Below are 15,212 nucleotides of genomic sequence, written 5' to 3'. Positions count from 1 at the left end.
TCCTCCCTTTCCTAATCACGTTAGTGTTTTTTGATATGTCTGTAGATTAGCAGATGGATAGTCAAAGTCGGGTTTTACTTTTTTTGATCTTCATCCTTCTTTACTCTCACATATCTCATCAAATTCCTCAAGAGATATCGGGGTTTTATCTCTCAGCTCATTGCCATAATGACTGACTTCCACACCTTTCACTTCTTTTTCCGTATACACAAAAGTCTGTTCTTCCTTGGACCTCCATACTACACTGCCTCCATCTTCCAGTTTTCCGATCATATAAAACTGTGCCACCGTCGGATCACTGATCGCGCTCACAGAAATCTCCGTGCTGGACACGATGTTAAAAATATCTCTGACTCCGTAATCATCCGGAAGTTCAACAACTATGCAGTCATCTTCCTTATCTGAAACAACAGTCCCGCTTTTTCCACATCCTGTCATCAGTGTCGCTGTAATACCCAAACATAAAATCCCTGCAAAAATCTGTGTTTTCTTCATATTTTTTTCCTCCCACCTGTTGGTATTTTTTTGAAGTGACTATAGATTACCAGATGAGAGGAACCAGCCGGGTTTTACTTTTTTTGTGTTTTGATTAGAAAAAAATATAACTGACCCGTAATGTTTAGATTAATTCAATTGTTTTTATATTCCCCATGTTAATTGTATCAAAAAGATAGTCACCATTTTCATTAACACATTTCCAACTACGATCCAGCGGGATATCAGAAAACTCTCTCGCTGTTTGAAGTCTGCCTGCCGCAGTTCTCATCAATGCCCCGGCAGTTTCATCCAAAATATAAGCAACTCCATCTTTATAAAAAGTAATAGTTGCATAACCTTTTTCAAATGCGCTGAATATCTTTTCTTCCCTGGTATTATAAACTATAGCTTCCAGATGTGTTCCTTCCTGATTTTCTGATGAGATATTCTGTTCAACTATTAATTTTCCTTCCGAAAAATCATATCTGGTACCTTGAATTGGTTCTCCTATAATATTCCACGATGTGTCAAAAAGCGCTACATAATCTTTTTCATCATTTCCTCTTAAAGGAAGTGCAACGCAGCCATCTTCAAATACCAAATTGTCCGGTAAAGCAGCCATTCTGATTTTTTCAGCATATTCATTATCCATTACTTTAAATTCACCTGACGAAACATTATAAGAAACCAAGTGATCTCCATAGTCCTCCAATATACAATATCCCTCATTTATATAATTATCACTTCCCCAGTTCCATCCTAAATCTCCGGTTATAGCTATTTCATTCAAATTTCCCATTATATCCATTAAAATCATCTTCGATCTATAACCTGTAACATTCGGATCTTCATAATCAAATCCCAAAACCGCTGTATCTTCATAAAAGTAAACATTATCATCCGATGAAGTAGTTTTCTCTACCCATTTGTTGCCCTGTGTACAATAATACATTCGAACCCAGTTTCCATCATTGTTCAGATTTCCATAACTCCATACACCTTTTCCGCAATATGTAATTTCGTTAACAGGGTCTGTACCTTCTATGGAAAATTCTGTAATTTCATTTCCACTTTCATCATATAATTTATATACATATCCTGCACTGTCAAAATTCGAATTATATTCTTCTATCCAAATTTGTCCTCCATCATATGCTTTCGCTTTAATATTATCAGATATATCATATTTATTTATTATGTTTCCATTTAAATCAATCTGATAAACAGCATTTTCTGTTTCTATAAAAGAATATCCATTTGAAAAAGGTGAAATATTTGATATCTCAGATTCATTCACAAAAAAGAGAGCATTACCTTCCTTGTCAATACATGCATAACCCGAACCCAAGTCATCTGCATCTCCCTGTATCCATTCCACACCTTCATTAAATCTGTAATTTATCCTGACATTAAAAGATGTCTCCGCTACGTTTTCTGTATTATTTTCTGTATTAGTTACAGTATTCTCACTCGAACTGCTCTCTGTTGCTGTCTCTTCCTCTCTTTCTCCATTCTTCACATTTCTATTATTTGAGCATCCCGTTATCATAAATGCAGAGCAAATTAAAGTTATTATTATAAAACAATATTTTTTCTTGTGCATTTTCTTTCTCACCTTTCTCCATAAATATCCATCAATACAATAACTGATTTTTAGCATCAATCGTCTATATCATTTTTATTGTTCACAGTCTCTTATCTTTTTCTGCGTCCTAAAAATGTTCCAGCAAAAATAACACCACATACTCCTCCAAGGCCATAAAAAATAGTAGCTCCTCTGCTGAAATCATTCTCTCTTTTTTGATTTCCTCCTAATACTCCACTATGTATAGAATTATATTTTCCATCTACAACATAGCCAGTTGAATACGGTACTCCGTGCTGAGACTCTGCACCATAATCATATGCTTTACCCATAAAAAGGAAAAAAATCACTCCCAACATAGTTAATATTCTTACTACTTTCTTACTCATTTTGCTCTCTCCTTTTATTTCCTTTAAAATAGCCAATGGGACGGAGAAATATGGCTTGAGCACCAGAAAACACCGTCCCATTTCTGTTTTATTTCTCATCCCCAGCTTCCAAACTGATGAGTATTTTGATTTCTCATTCCTTCTCTTTGAAATGCTTCAATAGTCATTCCTTTATATCTGAGGATACCAACATCGCCAGCTGAGAGAATCATCTTATGTGCATTAAGATTTCTAAGTTTTAAACGTTCTCCATTTTCAAATTCAACAACATACCATTCAATCTCTCCAAGGCTGTATATTTTTTCCAAAATTTTAACTCTTCTTGTAATTAAAGGTTTATTATTATCCATTCTTTTCACAAAATAAACCGCTACCCATGCCAAAATTGCCATAGCTATTAATATTCCAAATAAAACTGGAAATAAAGCTATAAGATCATCCATATTATATCTGCTAACTCTAATCGTCATTTTTCCACCTCACACTCTTTCTCTTTAGAAAATATTAATATATTATTTTTATATGCAATCACGTGTTCTTCCGATTACCAGATGGGGATCTTATATCAGGATTCGGAAATTTTACAGGCGTTGTGGAATCTTTTCCGCTCCCATCAGGATCTCTGCCAGCCTGTATTCCAGACATTTCCTATTGTCGCAGATGATCTGCCGTCCCTTTTTCAGTTTGTTGCAAACACAAGGGCTTCTGCCGATGTGACAATCTTTATCCAGCCTGAAGCATGTATTTTACCATTTCTGCGAAGAGATCTGCTGGAAGAGATTTTTAATTACAATATTCCCGGAGCAGATGCTGTTATCTCTATGGCAGATGCTTTATTTATCGATAATATGCAGAGGATCAAAGATGAAAAATTCATCATATACTTTACAGAATATGGTATGACACGCTTTCTACAGGATGGATTATTCGAAGAAATCCCATCCACGTTTTACCATCCTCTGACTGTGAAACAGCGTATCCGTATCCTTCATGAAATCGCTCAGTGCTGTCAGAAGGGTGCTTATCGGATCCTGAAAAAACCTTTGAATCATCTGTCTGAAAATCTTCGAATGGCTCTTTGTGGAAATACGTGTTCCCTTACCTATCAGACAAATGCCGGAGAGCATATGTGCTTTGCGATCACTGAACCGTTTATCCTTCAGATTTTTCAGGATTTCCTGACAAATATGGACCCGGATGTTTATTACACACCGGAAGAATCTGCTGCGATCATTAACCGTATGATCCGTCAATTGGAATCAAAATAATATATGAGGGAAACAAAAAGAATGCCGTCCCATCATTTCATTTGATGATAGAACAGCATTCTTTTTATTATGCTCCTATGTCTTCAACTATATAAATATCCATAACAGCTCAATTATCTTATGGCATCCTTCATCTCTTTCACATACGCCTTCACCTTCGGCACGCAGTCTTTGCCGTAGGCTCCGCAGAGCTTCACAATAGCTGATCCAACAATAGCACCATCGGACTGATCGGCCATTTTTTTTGCCTGCTCCGGAGTGGAAATTCCGAATCCTACTGCACATGGAATGTCTTTCTGGGATTTTACCAGTTTTACCATGGCCCCGATGTCGGTTGTGATGTTGGTTCGCATTCCTGTAACTCCAAGCGAAGATACGCAGTACACAAAACCTTCTGCCTCTTTGGCGATCATGGCAATTCGTTCATGGGAGGTCGGCGCGATCAGGGAGATCAGATCCAGGCCGTACTGTTTGCAGACAGCGTCGAACTCTTCTTTTTCTTCGAACGGAACATCAGGAAGGATCAGCCCGTCCATTCCAATCTCTGCTGCTTTTTTGATAAAGCGTTCCGTTCCATAAGAAAATACTACGTTGGCATAGGTCATAAACACCATGGGAATTTTTGTATTTTTACGGATTTTTTCTACCATTGCAAAAATTTTATCTGTAGTGACTCCGCCGGACAGTGCCCGGACATTGGCTTCCTGGATCACCGGTCCCTCTGCGGTAGGGTCTGAAAACGGAATTCCAAGCTCGATCAGGTCTGCGCCTGCTTCTTCCATTGCATATACCAGCTGCTCGGTAACCTCCAGTGACGGATCTCCGCAGGTTACAAAAGGAATAAATGCCTTTCCGTTTGCAAAAGCTTCTGTAATTCTCTTATTCATGAATATCCTCCCCTCTGTAGCGGGCGATTGCCGCACAGTCTTTATCTCCACGTCCTGAAATGGTAACTACCATGATCTTGTCTTTTCCAAGTGTTGGTGCGATCTTTTTCGCATAGGCTACTGCATGAGCACTTTCAATTGCCGGAATAATTCCTTCTGTTCTGGAAAGATACTCAAATGCATCTACTGCCTCATCATCGGTTACCGGCACATATTCTGCTCTTCCGATGTCATAAAGGTGTGCATGCTCCGGTCCTACGCCCGGGTAATCCAGACCTGCGGAGATGGAGTATACCGGTGCGATCTGTCCGTACTCATCCTGGCAGAAATAGGATTTCATACCATGGAAGATTCCCAGACGGCCGGTTGCGATGGTTGCTGCAGTCTCTGCAGTATTCACACCGCGGCCTGCTGCCTCACATCCGATCAGACGGACATCTTTGTCATCAATAAAATTATAAAAAGTTCCGATGGCATTGGAGCCGCCGCCTACGCAGGCCAGGACAACATCCGGAAGTCTGCCCTCTTTTTCCAGCACCTGCTCTTTGATCTCCTTGGAAATAACTGCCTGGAAATCACGGACAATAGTCGGGAACGGGTGGGGTCCCATAACAGATCCCAGTACATAGTGGGTGTCTGCGATACGGTTTGTCCACTCACGCATAGTCTCGGAAACGGCATCTTTTAAAGTTGCGGTTCCGCTTGTGACTGCATGGACTTTCGCTCCGAGGAGACGCATTTTGTATACATTTAGGGCCTGACGCTCGGTATCCTCTTTTCCCATGAAGACTTCACATTCCATGCCCATCAGCGCTGCTGCGGTTGCAGTTGCCACGCCGTGCTGACCTGCACCGGTCTCTGCAATGACACGGGTCTTTCCCATTTTTTTTGCCAGAAGCACCTGACCTAATACATTATTGATCTTGTGTGCACCTGTGTGGTTCAGATCCTCACGTTTCAGATAGATTTTGGCTCCGCCCAGATCTTCGGTCATGTGTGCCGCATAGTAAAGACGGGAAGGTCTTCCTGCGTATTCATTGAGAAGCTCTGTGAGCTCGCGGTTGAATTCCGGGTCGTTTTTGTAATGGTTGTATGCTTCCTCAAGCTCCAGAACGGCGTTCATCAGTGTTTCCGGGATGTACTGTCCGCCATGGATGCCGAATCTTCCTTTTGACATGTTAAAAATCCTCCTTTATGTTCCTCACGGTCTGTACCGCTTTCACTATTTTATCCGGGTCTTTGTGCCCATCGGTTTCTACACTGCTGCTTAAGTCCACAGCCCAGGGATGAAGCATTTTTATGGCTGTTTCCAAATTATCACACCCAAGGCCTCCGGCCAGAAACCAGGGACGTTTTATGGACGGTACCAGGCTCCAGTCAAAGGTCTCACCGGTGCCCCCGGCTCCCTGATCCAGAAGAATGTAATCTGCTTCCGAACGGATCGCCCGCTTTACATCTTCTTCTGTTTTTATGGAAAAAGCTTTTATCAGAAGCTGGTCTGTCATAATCTTAAGCTGTCTGATATAATCTTCGTTTTCCTGTCCGTGAAGCTGTGCCAGGGAAATGGTTCCTTCGTTTAAAAGCTGTGCGGGAAGTTCCACCGGTGCATTGACGAATACGCCTACCGGCAAAATACTCTCATCCAGCTTTTCCCGGAGAGTTCGTAACTGAGCTCCTGTGACGTTTCTTCTGCTTTTTGGAAATTCTACAATGAATCCACAGAAGTCTGGTTTTGCTTCATTAACTGCCTGAATGTCCTCCAGGCGGGTAAGGCCGCAGATCTTGATCCTGGTTCTGACCGGCTTCTCCTGCTGTTTCCGATCCGCACAGCCTCTTTCCTGTCGTATGGTGTTGTTCTGTTCTGTTTTCATCTCAGTGCTCCGCCATTTAACTCTTCCAACGCCGCTTTTTTGTCCGGGCTTCTCATCAGGGTTTCACCGATCAGAACGGCGCCTACCCGGTTTCTTTCCAGGATGGCAATGTCTCCGGCATTTTTGATGCCACTCTCGGAAACAAATACCACATTGTACGGTGCCAGGTTTCGAAGACGGATGCTGTTATTCATATCAACTTTGAAGGTTTTCAGATCACGGTTATTTACACCGACGATCTTCGCTCCTGCTTTCAGTGCTCTTGCCACTTCTTCCTCATCGTGGGCTTCCACCAGTGCATCCATTCCCAGAGATTCTGCCAGCTCTCTGTATTCCAGGAGTTCCTGATCATCCAGAATGGTGCAGATCAGAAGCACTGCCGATGCGCCAAATGCTTTTGCCTGATAGATCATGTACTTATCCACCGTAAAGTCTTTCCGGAGGACCGGGATATCCACCGTTTCCGTGATCTCACGAAGATAAGTATCACTTCCCATGAAATAAAAAGGCTCTGTAAGGCAGGAGATTGCGGATGCACCTGCTGCCTCGTATTCTTTCGCAATTTCCACATATGGAAAATCCGGTGCGATCAGCCCCTTGGAGGGGGATGCTTTTTTTACTTCACAGATGTAGGACATGCCCGGTTTTTTCAGGGCTTCCAGAAAGGAAGGCTGCTGTGGTGCTTTTTCTGCCAGAGCTTTCAGCTGTTCCAGAGGAAGCTGAATTTTTTCCTTCTGGATACGTTTTCTTGTCTTTTCTGCGATTTCTTCCAGAATGTTTTTTTCACTCATTCTTTGTTTGTCTCCTCGATATTTCAACTCTCATTCGGCAATTTCAAGGAGTCTGACAACTTAATATTTCAATTAATGGGGTTGCCGATTCCTCTCCTCCCGCCATTATCCTCAAATTTCATTGCTTAATCTGATAAATTCCTCAAGCTTCGCTGCGGCGGCTCCGCTGTCGATCAGATTTTCTGCCATCTTCACGCCGGCTTCCAGGCTCTCTGCTTTTCCTGCGATATAAAGTGCGGCACCTGCGTTCATGCATACAGCCTGACGCTTCGGGCCTTTTTCGGTTCCGTTTACAATGGCTTTTGTGATCTCTGCATTTTCTGCCGGTGTGCCACCTGCAAGTTCCTCTTTGCTGCAGCGAGTGTAACCGAACTGCTCCGGTGTGATCTCGTAGGACTGGAACCATCCATCCTTGATCTCGCATACAGAAGTCGGTGCACTCATGGAGATCTCATCCAGCTTGTCCTGTCCGAAAACAACCATTCCACGGTTCACGCCAAGTTTCATCATAACCTGCGCCAGAGGCTCTACCAGTGACTGATCGAAGACTCCCATCAGCTCCATGTTTGCACCTGCCGGGTTGCTTAATGGTCCGAGGATATTAAATACTGTACGGATTCCCAGCTCTTTTCGGATCGGTGCCACATATTTCATGGCAATGTGATAATTCTGTGCGAACAGGAAACAAATGTTGATCTTTTTCAGGATTTCGGCACTTTTTTCTGGCGGAATGGTAATCTTTACGCCAAGAGCTTCCAGAACATCTGCGGCTCCGCTCTTGGAGGATGCTGCACGGTTTCCGTGTTTTGCAACCGGAACGCCTCCTGCCGCGATCACAAGAGAAGAAGTTGTGGAAATGTTGAAGGAGTTTGCTCCGTCACCGCCGGTTCCTACAATCTCCAGGACATCCATATCGTGAAGAAGTTTGATGCAGTGTGCACGCATACCTGCTGCAGATGCTGTGATCTCATCAATGGTTTCGCCTTTCATGGAAAGTGCGGTCAGGTAGGATGCCATCTGTACCGGTGTTGCCGCTCCATCCATGATCTCATTCATTACGGATTCTGCTTCGTCATATCTAAGATCTTCTTTTTTTGAAAGTTTGATGATTGCTTCTCTGATCATTCTTGTTCCCTCCTGTTCTGTAACGATCCTATCTTTTATGGATTACCATTCTCTGTCTTACAACTTCCGTACTGTCCGTTATCCGGGACAGTTTCTGTTCAATTTTACTTTTCCCTTACAACTTTCATAAAGTTTTCGATCATCGTTTTTCCATCTGGTGTCATAACCGATTCCGGATGGAACTGTAATCCGAAGATCGGATATTTTTTATGTTCCAGTGCCATCACCTCTCCGTCCTCAGATTCTGCGGTAACGACCAGTTCTTCGGGTAACGTATCCCGGAGCGCTGCCAGTGAATGATATCTGGCTGCCAGGAAAGTATCCGGCAATCCCTCAAATATCTGACTCTCACCAACTTTATGGATTTCCTTCTGCTTGCCGTGCATCAGCTCTTTTGCATAGGAGACGGTACCTCCAAATGCTTCACAGATGGACTGATGCCCAAGGCAGATACCCAGGATCGGCAGCCTGTCTTTGAAATATTTTATGGATTCAATGCAGATTCCCGCATCTTCCGGACGCCCCGGGCCCGGAGAAAGGATCAGGGCTTCCGGTTTCATATCCTCCAGCTCCTGTATGGTTACTTCGTCATTTCGTACGACCCTGATATCCGGCTCCACAGAACCGATCAGCTGGTAAACATTATAGGAAAAGCTATCATAATTATCGATCAGTACTATCATTCCAGTCCCTCCTGTGCTGTTTCGATTGCCTGTACAACGGCCCTTGCTTTGTTGCAGCATTCCTGGAATTCATTTTCCGGAACACTGTCTGCCACGATCCCGGCTCCGGACCGGATGCAGATCTCGCCTTTCTTTTTATAAACCAGGCGGATGGCAATGCAGGTGTCCAGGTTTCCGGCGAAATCCAGATATCCGATGGCACCGCCGTAAATACCACGTTTGCTCTGTTCCAGCTCCTGGATGATCTGGCAGGCACGGAACTTCGGTGCTCCGGAAAGAGTTCCTGCCGGAAGGATGGCATCTACTGCATCCACTGCATCCTTGTCATCCCGGATCTGGCCGGTAACTGTGGAACCGATATGCATCACATGGGAAAAACGCTCGATGCACATATATTTTTCTACTTTTACAGTACCGATCTTACTGATCTTTCCGATATCGTTTCGTCCAAGATCCACAAGCATGTTGTGCTCGGCACGTTCTTTTTCATCGGCGAGAAGTCCTCTTTCCAGCTCCAGATCTTCTTCTTTTGTCTTGCCTCTCGGTCTGGTTCCTGCCAACGGGAAGGTGCTTAATTCCGTTCCGGTAAGCTTGGCCAGAGTTTCCGGCGAAGCTCCAGCGATCTCAATATCATCGCTGGAAAAATAAAACATATACGGAGAAGGATTCGTAGCACGAAGGACCCGGTAGGTATCAAACAGGCTTCCTTCCGCTTTTGCCCTCATGGGATTGGAAAGAACCACCTGGAAGATATCTCCTTCGTGAATGTAATGTTTGGCGGTTTCTACCATCTCACAGTATTTTTCTTTGGGGAACTGTGGTTCAATGGAGGATTTCAGTTTCAGCGACGGGAATTCCTTTTGTTTTCCGTTTCGGATCAGATCTGCCATCTCTTTTAACTTCTCTTCGGCTTTCCTGTAGGAGTTTTCCAGGTCATCAGTCATCACACCGGTGATCAGCAGTACCTTCTGTCTGTAATGATCAAAGGCAATTACCTGGTCAAAAAGCATCAGATCCATATCGCGGAAATCCTGTACTGTCTTGTCGGTAAGCTCCAGTTTTGGCTCACTGTATTTGATATAATCGTAGGAAAAATATCCTACCAGGCCACCGGTAAATGTAGGCATATTTTCCAGCACCGGGCTTTTGTATTCTTTCAGGATCTGGCGGATAGCATCTCCCGGATGTTTCACCTGCTGTACGGTTTTTTCTTCGCTTCTGTCCTCGTGGATCTTCCGGATCTGAAGAGTTCCGTCTGTACAGGTGATCTCCATGGATGGCTCATATCCCAGGAAGGAATAGCGGCCCCATACCTCTGTCTGGCTGGCACTTTCCAGAAGATAGCAGTGTCTGCTGGCTGTGCGTAAGGTTCTCATGACTTCTACAGGTGTATAACGGTCGGAATACACCTCCCTGCATACGGGGATGCGCCGGTATTCGCCTGACTGTGCAATATTCTTGATTTTTTCTAATGTTGGATACATATACAGGCCCTCCTGAGTTCTTTTCATTCTTTTGCCGGAGGAGACGGTACGGTACTGGACATTCGCAATCCGCATTCGCTACTTGTTCATGGATTCCAATTTCTTCGAAATTAGAATCCAAAAACGCCCGTCTCCGGCAGAATCTGGTTCTGCCAGGGACGAGCGTCAAATTCAAAATCACCCGCGGTGCCACCCTGATTCACGGTTCGACCCGTGCACTTAGCGGAATACCTGCATATTCCCGGCAACTGACGTATGCCTTCACGTCACAGAATACTCGGTATCCATAATACCTTTCCCTGTGCCCTCCGCGGTCCATTTAGTAAACTGCTTCTCGGCCCGGCTCTCACCCTCCCGGACTCTCTGTGCGCGCATGAATACCTTTATCTCCGCTTCAACGGTTTAGTGGTTTACTCTATTAAACTTTTTATATAAAATAGCACAGGATTTTTAATATGTCAATACAAAAGTTGAAAAAATCGTCATTTTATTCTATAATTGTGACAGTGTGATTATCACAAAACCTACTTACGAAGGGAGTTTTACCACAAAATACCATGGCTGAAAAAAATGCAAACACCTGGCTGGATACCCCAGATCCACAGGTTTTTATCAAAAATTCCGCAAGATTTAATGATCTGATGATGATGTACCGCTGTACTGTCCGTGAGGTACGTACCAAACTGGAAGTTCTCAATGATGAATTTTCCGTAGAATATAAACGTAACCCGATCTCTTTTATCAAGACCAGAATCAAAAAACCGGAAAGTATCTACAAGAAACTGAAAAAACTGGGTTACGACTTCACTGCCGAGAATATCCAGAACCAGCTCAATGACGTAGCCGGTATCCGTGTTGTCTGTGCTTTTATTGATGATATCTACACCATTGCGGATCTCATTGCCAAACAGGACGACATCACCATCATCAAAGTAAAAGACTATATCAAAAATCCCAAACCAAACGGTTACCGCAGCTACCACATAATCGTGGAAATTCCTGTGTTCTTCTCCAAGGGAAAAACACCCATGCGTGCGGAGATCCAGATTCGTACCAATGGTATGGATTTCTGGGCTACCCTGGAACATCAGCTCAGATATAAGCAGAATATCGAAGAAATGGATGGTTACGAGGAAGTCAGCACTGAGCTTCTAAACTGCGCCCGCGCTGTCATTGATATGGATAATGAAATGCAGCGGATCAAAGATAAGATCGGACAGTTTCACGATATCTGATCCTGCCTGCGCATCGCCCGCGAACACAAAATGCCACACCATATTCCAACTCTGTTCAACCCACTGGTTATGGTATGGCATTTTTTATAATATGGAATTCTACAACCTCACCTGTTCTTTTTCACTGTTCTTCACACGGAATACCCTGGGTGTCATATGGTAATGTTCCTTAAATACTCTGTGAAAATAACTGTTATTCTCATATCCCACAGCAGCAATAATATCACTGATCGGAAGATCCGTCTCACACATCAGCTCCACGGCCTTGTTCAGGCGTTTTCTCTGAAGAAGTTCCTTGAAGTTAAATCCTGTGCTTTTCTTGATCATCTTGCTTAGTACATGCATGGGCAGATGAAGCCTGGTGCACAGCTCTGTCAGAGTAGCTGTCCGGTACTTCTGCTCAATATAATCCAGGGTTGTCATGGAGATCATATTTTCGTACTGATTGGGAAGGCGCATCTCCACATACTGTACGGATTCCACCAGATACATAAAGATCAGGCCCATTGTGGTCTGGTTGATCCGTTCCCGGTTTTCTTCGCCGTTTACCAGAGAATAGATGATATTTTCCAGAAGATTCTGGATCTGCAGGACCTCTGCAACCTTAAAGTGAAGATATTCGCCACGTTCCTCATCCTGACGCAGAACATTTACCAGAAAATCCGCCAGCATATTGTCATTGCCAGTCATGGAATAAGCTACATCAAAAAACTCCGGCAGCACCATGAAATTGATGGCAATATCATTCTGTCCCGCTTTCAGAATCTCATGCTTTGTAAACTGGTTGAGAAAAAGCAGCTCGCCTTTATTCACCACGACTTTTTTTCCATCGATGATATTGGTGAGTGATCCCTCACACACATACAACACCTCTACAAAATTATGCCGGTGTGCCGGAAAATACACAAAACGTGTGTGTGTACGCACAGCGATCAGCCTGCCTTCTTTCAGCATCTTACGGCTGTCCACAGTGAAATCCCGGCCGGAAGTGTAGAGATCTTTGTTTACCTCTGCTTCTCCGTCCAGGATCTTACGTTCTTCTTCGGTTATTTTTCTCAGCTGATCCAGTAAAGCCTGCTGCATGTATCCTGCTCCTTTGTCTGTCATTGTCCTGTTGCTCTCATTTTAGCACTACCTTCACGGGAGTACAACTGAAATCACCCACTGATCCTTTTCCGGCTGCACAAAAGAAAAAGGCAGAGTCCAAAGACTCCGCCATTTCCAAAGGATTTATCATATGATTAGTACAGTTTAGCCATCTCTTCGATGTTGCTTGTATCGAATTTCAGAGGTGCGCCAAGTACAACTTCTGTACCGCCGTCATCAGCGTCTGTGATTGTGTAGTCACCAAGGTCGCCAGCTGTGAACTTGTCATCTTTGGCACCTGTGATGTCACCGTTGATCAGAGCGATTGTTGTGTAAGCGCTGAGTTTTCCAAGGCCCTGCATATCCCACAGATAGAAGTATGGGCAGGAATGATCTGCATCATCACCTGTGTACTCCTGCATCTCAGACGGAAGTCCAAGACCTGTCAGTTTGCACTCAGATCCGTTATCCTGAAGATATTTAGCAGCTGCTGCGATACCAACAGTTGTCGGTGCGCAGATAACTTTCAGATCTTTGTAGTTCTGAAGAAGAGCTGCTGTCTGGTCTGTAGATTTCTGTGGCTCATCATCGCCGTATACAACGTCTACAAGCTCAAGTTTGCTGTATTTGTCATCGCCTTCCATGATGGTCTTCATTGCGTCGATCCATGCATTCTGGTTAGCGGACTGAGATGTAGCGGAAAGGATTGCGAACTGTCCCTCACCACCGGAAATATCAAGAACTGCATCCATAAGTGCCTGAGCAACTTCTTTTGTACCAGCCTGGTTTACGAAAATCTCACGGCTGTCTTTGTTCGGTGCGGAGTCGAAGGAAGATACCTTGATTCCTGCATCCATAGCTTCCTCAAGTTTAGCCTGAAGAGCGTTAACATCGTTCGCGGAGATACAGATTGCATCGAAGTCCTGAGAAATCAGGTTGTCAAGAACTTTGATCTGTGCATCAGCGGTAGCTGTCTCAGGATAAACGACCTGAACTTCGCCGCCTTCAGCCTCTACAGTCTCCTGGAAAGATTTCGCTGCGATCTCGAAGAATGCGTTACCAGCTGCTTTACCAACCAGAGCGATCTTTTTGTCTTTTGCGGAATCGCCAGCTGCTGCTTCTGTCTTAGTATCGTCTTTTTTGTCATCTGCTGCGAGAACCGGGCAAACTGTACCAAGAACCATTGCTCCACAAAGGATTGCGCTAATTACCTTTTTTTTCATTTTTGTTCCTCCCTATAAGAATATAATTTTTTATATGCTGCTGCCCCGCTACACCAATGGAGGCAGCTAACAATCATATGGGTTTCAAAATTGATATTTAGTTTTTCTTCATTGCGACTGCTTTTTTTACATCGCCGATGATGTTTGGAAGAGCTACTGCTGCTACCAGAAGTACACCGATGATCAGAAGGATTACCTGTGCGTTTACGTTCTTCTGTCCAAGACCAACTCGTAAGCATACGATGATAAATGCGGAAATGATACCACCGGCCAGGTTACCTTTACCACCTGTGGAGGAGATACCTCCGAATACTGCCATTGCGATGGCATCCATCTCGAATCCGTTACCGGTTGTTGTATTGGCACCATAAGAAGATGATACCAGGAACAGTGCACAAAGTCCAGACATAAGACCCATAACTGTGTAGATGATGAAACGGATCTTTTCAACATGAACACCAGCATAATAAGCTGCCACACGGTTTGTTCCGATCGCATAGGTACGACGTCCGAATGTGCTCTTTCCAAGGAAGATTGCAAAGAGGACACCAAGGATCAGTACCAGGAAAAGAATGTATGGAACCTGTCCGACTTTTCCACCAATGGCACGGAAACCATCTGTGTTTGTGATCGCGATACTTCCGCCGGCTCCAAGTGTTACCTCAGCGATACCACGGAAGATGATCTGTGTTGCCAGTGTTACGATCATTGGAGGAAGCTCCTTGAAACGGGTAAGGATAAATCCGTTAACCGCACCGCAGAGGGCACCAACAACCAGTGCTGTAAGTACTACTACAATGAATGGAGCGTTTGTGTTGCAGACCATGCAGCTTAAAGTTGCGGAGAGACACACGATCGCACCAACAGAAATATCGATCTCGCCTAATACCAGGATGTACGCCATCGGGAACATCATGAATACCTCTGCAAGGTAAACCGGCATCTGACGAAGAACACTCTTCAGATTATAAAATTCAGAAAATGATGCGCAGAAAATATTTACCAGGATAAAGAGAATGACCAGGATGCCTTCCCAACTGAATATGATGTGTTTCATCGGATTTTCCGGCACATTGTTAATACTTCTTCCAGATTTTCCAGCCATGAT

At 44.0% G+C, this 15,212-nt stretch carries 16 protein-coding genes; 2 read left to right on the top strand and 14 right to left on the bottom strand.

Translation table 11 applies throughout. The features are described from left to right. Positions 1-90: 90 nt before the first annotated feature. From AC04Q6_RS12585 to AC04Q6_RS12570, 4 genes are all read right to left on the bottom strand, one after another. Positions 91-495 carry a hypothetical protein gene (locus tag AC04Q6_RS12585; RefSeq protein WP_118061932.1) on the bottom strand — a complete coding sequence of 135 codons (405 nt, stop codon included), beginning with the start codon at positions 493-495 and terminating at the stop codon, positions 91-93. A 124-nt stretch (positions 496-619) separates the two neighbouring features. Next, positions 620-2,080, bottom strand: coding sequence for a hypothetical protein (locus AC04Q6_RS12580; protein WP_147343499.1), 1,461 nt, complete (start codon positions 2,078-2,080; stop codon positions 620-622). Positions 2,081-2,172: 92 nt separating this feature from the next. After that, positions 2,173-2,451, bottom strand: a complete 279-nt coding sequence (locus tag AC04Q6_RS12575; protein WP_118070944.1) for a hypothetical protein — start codon at positions 2,449-2,451, stop codon at positions 2,173-2,175. 95 nt (positions 2,452-2,546) lie between these two features. Further along, positions 2,547-2,921, bottom strand: coding sequence for a DUF2500 domain-containing protein (locus tag AC04Q6_RS12570; RefSeq protein ID WP_147343310.1), 375 nt, complete (start codon positions 2,919-2,921; stop codon positions 2,547-2,549). An 81-nt stretch (positions 2,922-3,002) separates the two neighbouring features. Here AC04Q6_RS12570 and AC04Q6_RS12565 point away from each other — a divergent pair, with 81 nt between their 5' ends. Then, a complete protein-coding gene (locus tag AC04Q6_RS12565) occupies positions 3,003-3,719 on the top strand; it encodes a hypothetical protein (protein ID WP_148707904.1) in 717 nt (238 codons plus the stop codon). A gap of 113 nt (positions 3,720-3,832) precedes the next feature. Here AC04Q6_RS12565 and trpA read toward each other — a convergent pair whose 3' ends face one another. The 7 genes from trpA to trpE form a co-directional block, all read right to left on the bottom strand. Beyond that, on the bottom strand, positions 3,833-4,606 hold the full coding sequence (trpA, locus tag AC04Q6_RS12560; RefSeq protein ID WP_118061937.1) for a tryptophan synthase subunit alpha: 774 nt from the start codon (positions 4,604-4,606) through the stop codon (positions 3,833-3,835). Next, positions 4,599-5,783, bottom strand: a complete 1,185-nt coding sequence (gene trpB / locus AC04Q6_RS12555) for a tryptophan synthase subunit beta (protein WP_118070946.1) — start codon at positions 5,781-5,783, stop codon at positions 4,599-4,601. The genes trpA and trpB overlap by 8 nt, the downstream gene beginning before the upstream one ends. 1 nt (position 5,784) lies before the next feature. Further along, entirely contained in the window at positions 5,785-6,477 is a 693-nt protein-coding gene (locus AC04Q6_RS12550) for a phosphoribosylanthranilate isomerase (protein WP_118061938.1), read from the bottom strand. Beyond that, entirely contained in the window at positions 6,474-7,268 is a 795-nt protein-coding gene (trpC, locus tag AC04Q6_RS12545) for an indole-3-glycerol phosphate synthase TrpC (protein WP_118070947.1), read from the bottom strand. The genes AC04Q6_RS12550 and trpC overlap by 4 nt, the downstream gene beginning before the upstream one ends. Before the next feature lie 111 nt (positions 7,269-7,379). Continuing rightward, a complete protein-coding gene (gene trpD / locus AC04Q6_RS12540) occupies positions 7,380-8,393 on the bottom strand; it encodes an anthranilate phosphoribosyltransferase (protein ID WP_118070948.1) in 1,014 nt (337 codons plus the stop codon). 104 nt (positions 8,394-8,497) lie between these two features. Beyond that, the gene (locus AC04Q6_RS12535; RefSeq protein ID WP_021977406.1) at positions 8,498-9,076 is read right to left on the bottom strand and encodes an anthranilate synthase component II; all 579 of its coding nucleotides are present in this window, start codon (positions 9,074-9,076) and stop codon (positions 8,498-8,500) included. After that, positions 9,073-10,560 carry an anthranilate synthase component I gene (gene trpE / locus AC04Q6_RS12530; RefSeq protein WP_118070949.1) on the bottom strand — a complete coding sequence of 496 codons (1,488 nt, stop codon included), beginning with the start codon at positions 10,558-10,560 and terminating at the stop codon, positions 9,073-9,075. Before trpE ends, AC04Q6_RS12535 begins: the two co-directional genes overlap by 4 nt. A 557-nt stretch (positions 10,561-11,117) precedes the next feature. Between trpE and AC04Q6_RS12525 the strand changes: the two genes are divergently transcribed. Continuing rightward, a complete protein-coding gene (locus AC04Q6_RS12525; RefSeq protein ID WP_118070950.1) occupies positions 11,118-11,795 on the top strand; it encodes a GTP pyrophosphokinase in 678 nt (225 codons plus the stop codon). A 99-nt stretch (positions 11,796-11,894) separates the two neighbouring features. Here AC04Q6_RS12525 and AC04Q6_RS12520 read toward each other — a convergent pair whose 3' ends face one another. From AC04Q6_RS12520 to AC04Q6_RS12510, 3 genes are all read right to left on the bottom strand, one after another. Beyond that, positions 11,895-12,878 (bottom strand): helix-turn-helix domain-containing protein, encoded by a 984-nt coding sequence (locus AC04Q6_RS12520; protein WP_178744894.1) that lies wholly within the window; start codon positions 12,876-12,878, stop codon positions 11,895-11,897. A gap of 158 nt (positions 12,879-13,036) precedes the next feature. After that, positions 13,037-14,104: a substrate-binding domain-containing protein gene (locus AC04Q6_RS12515; RefSeq protein ID WP_021977410.1), complete on the bottom strand. Its 1,068-nt coding sequence runs from the start codon at positions 14,102-14,104 to the stop codon at positions 13,037-13,039. Between the two features lie 97 nt (positions 14,105-14,201). Beyond that, positions 14,202-15,209, bottom strand: a complete 1,008-nt coding sequence (locus AC04Q6_RS12510; protein WP_021977411.1) for an ABC transporter permease — start codon at positions 15,207-15,209, stop codon at positions 14,202-14,204. Positions 15,210-15,212: the final 3 nt, after the last annotated feature.

The organism is Blautia sp. HA9023 (genome assembly GCF_056504095.1).
The sequence above is the reverse complement of the archived record's forward strand: the minus strand, read 5'-3'. Positions and strand labels throughout refer to the sequence as shown.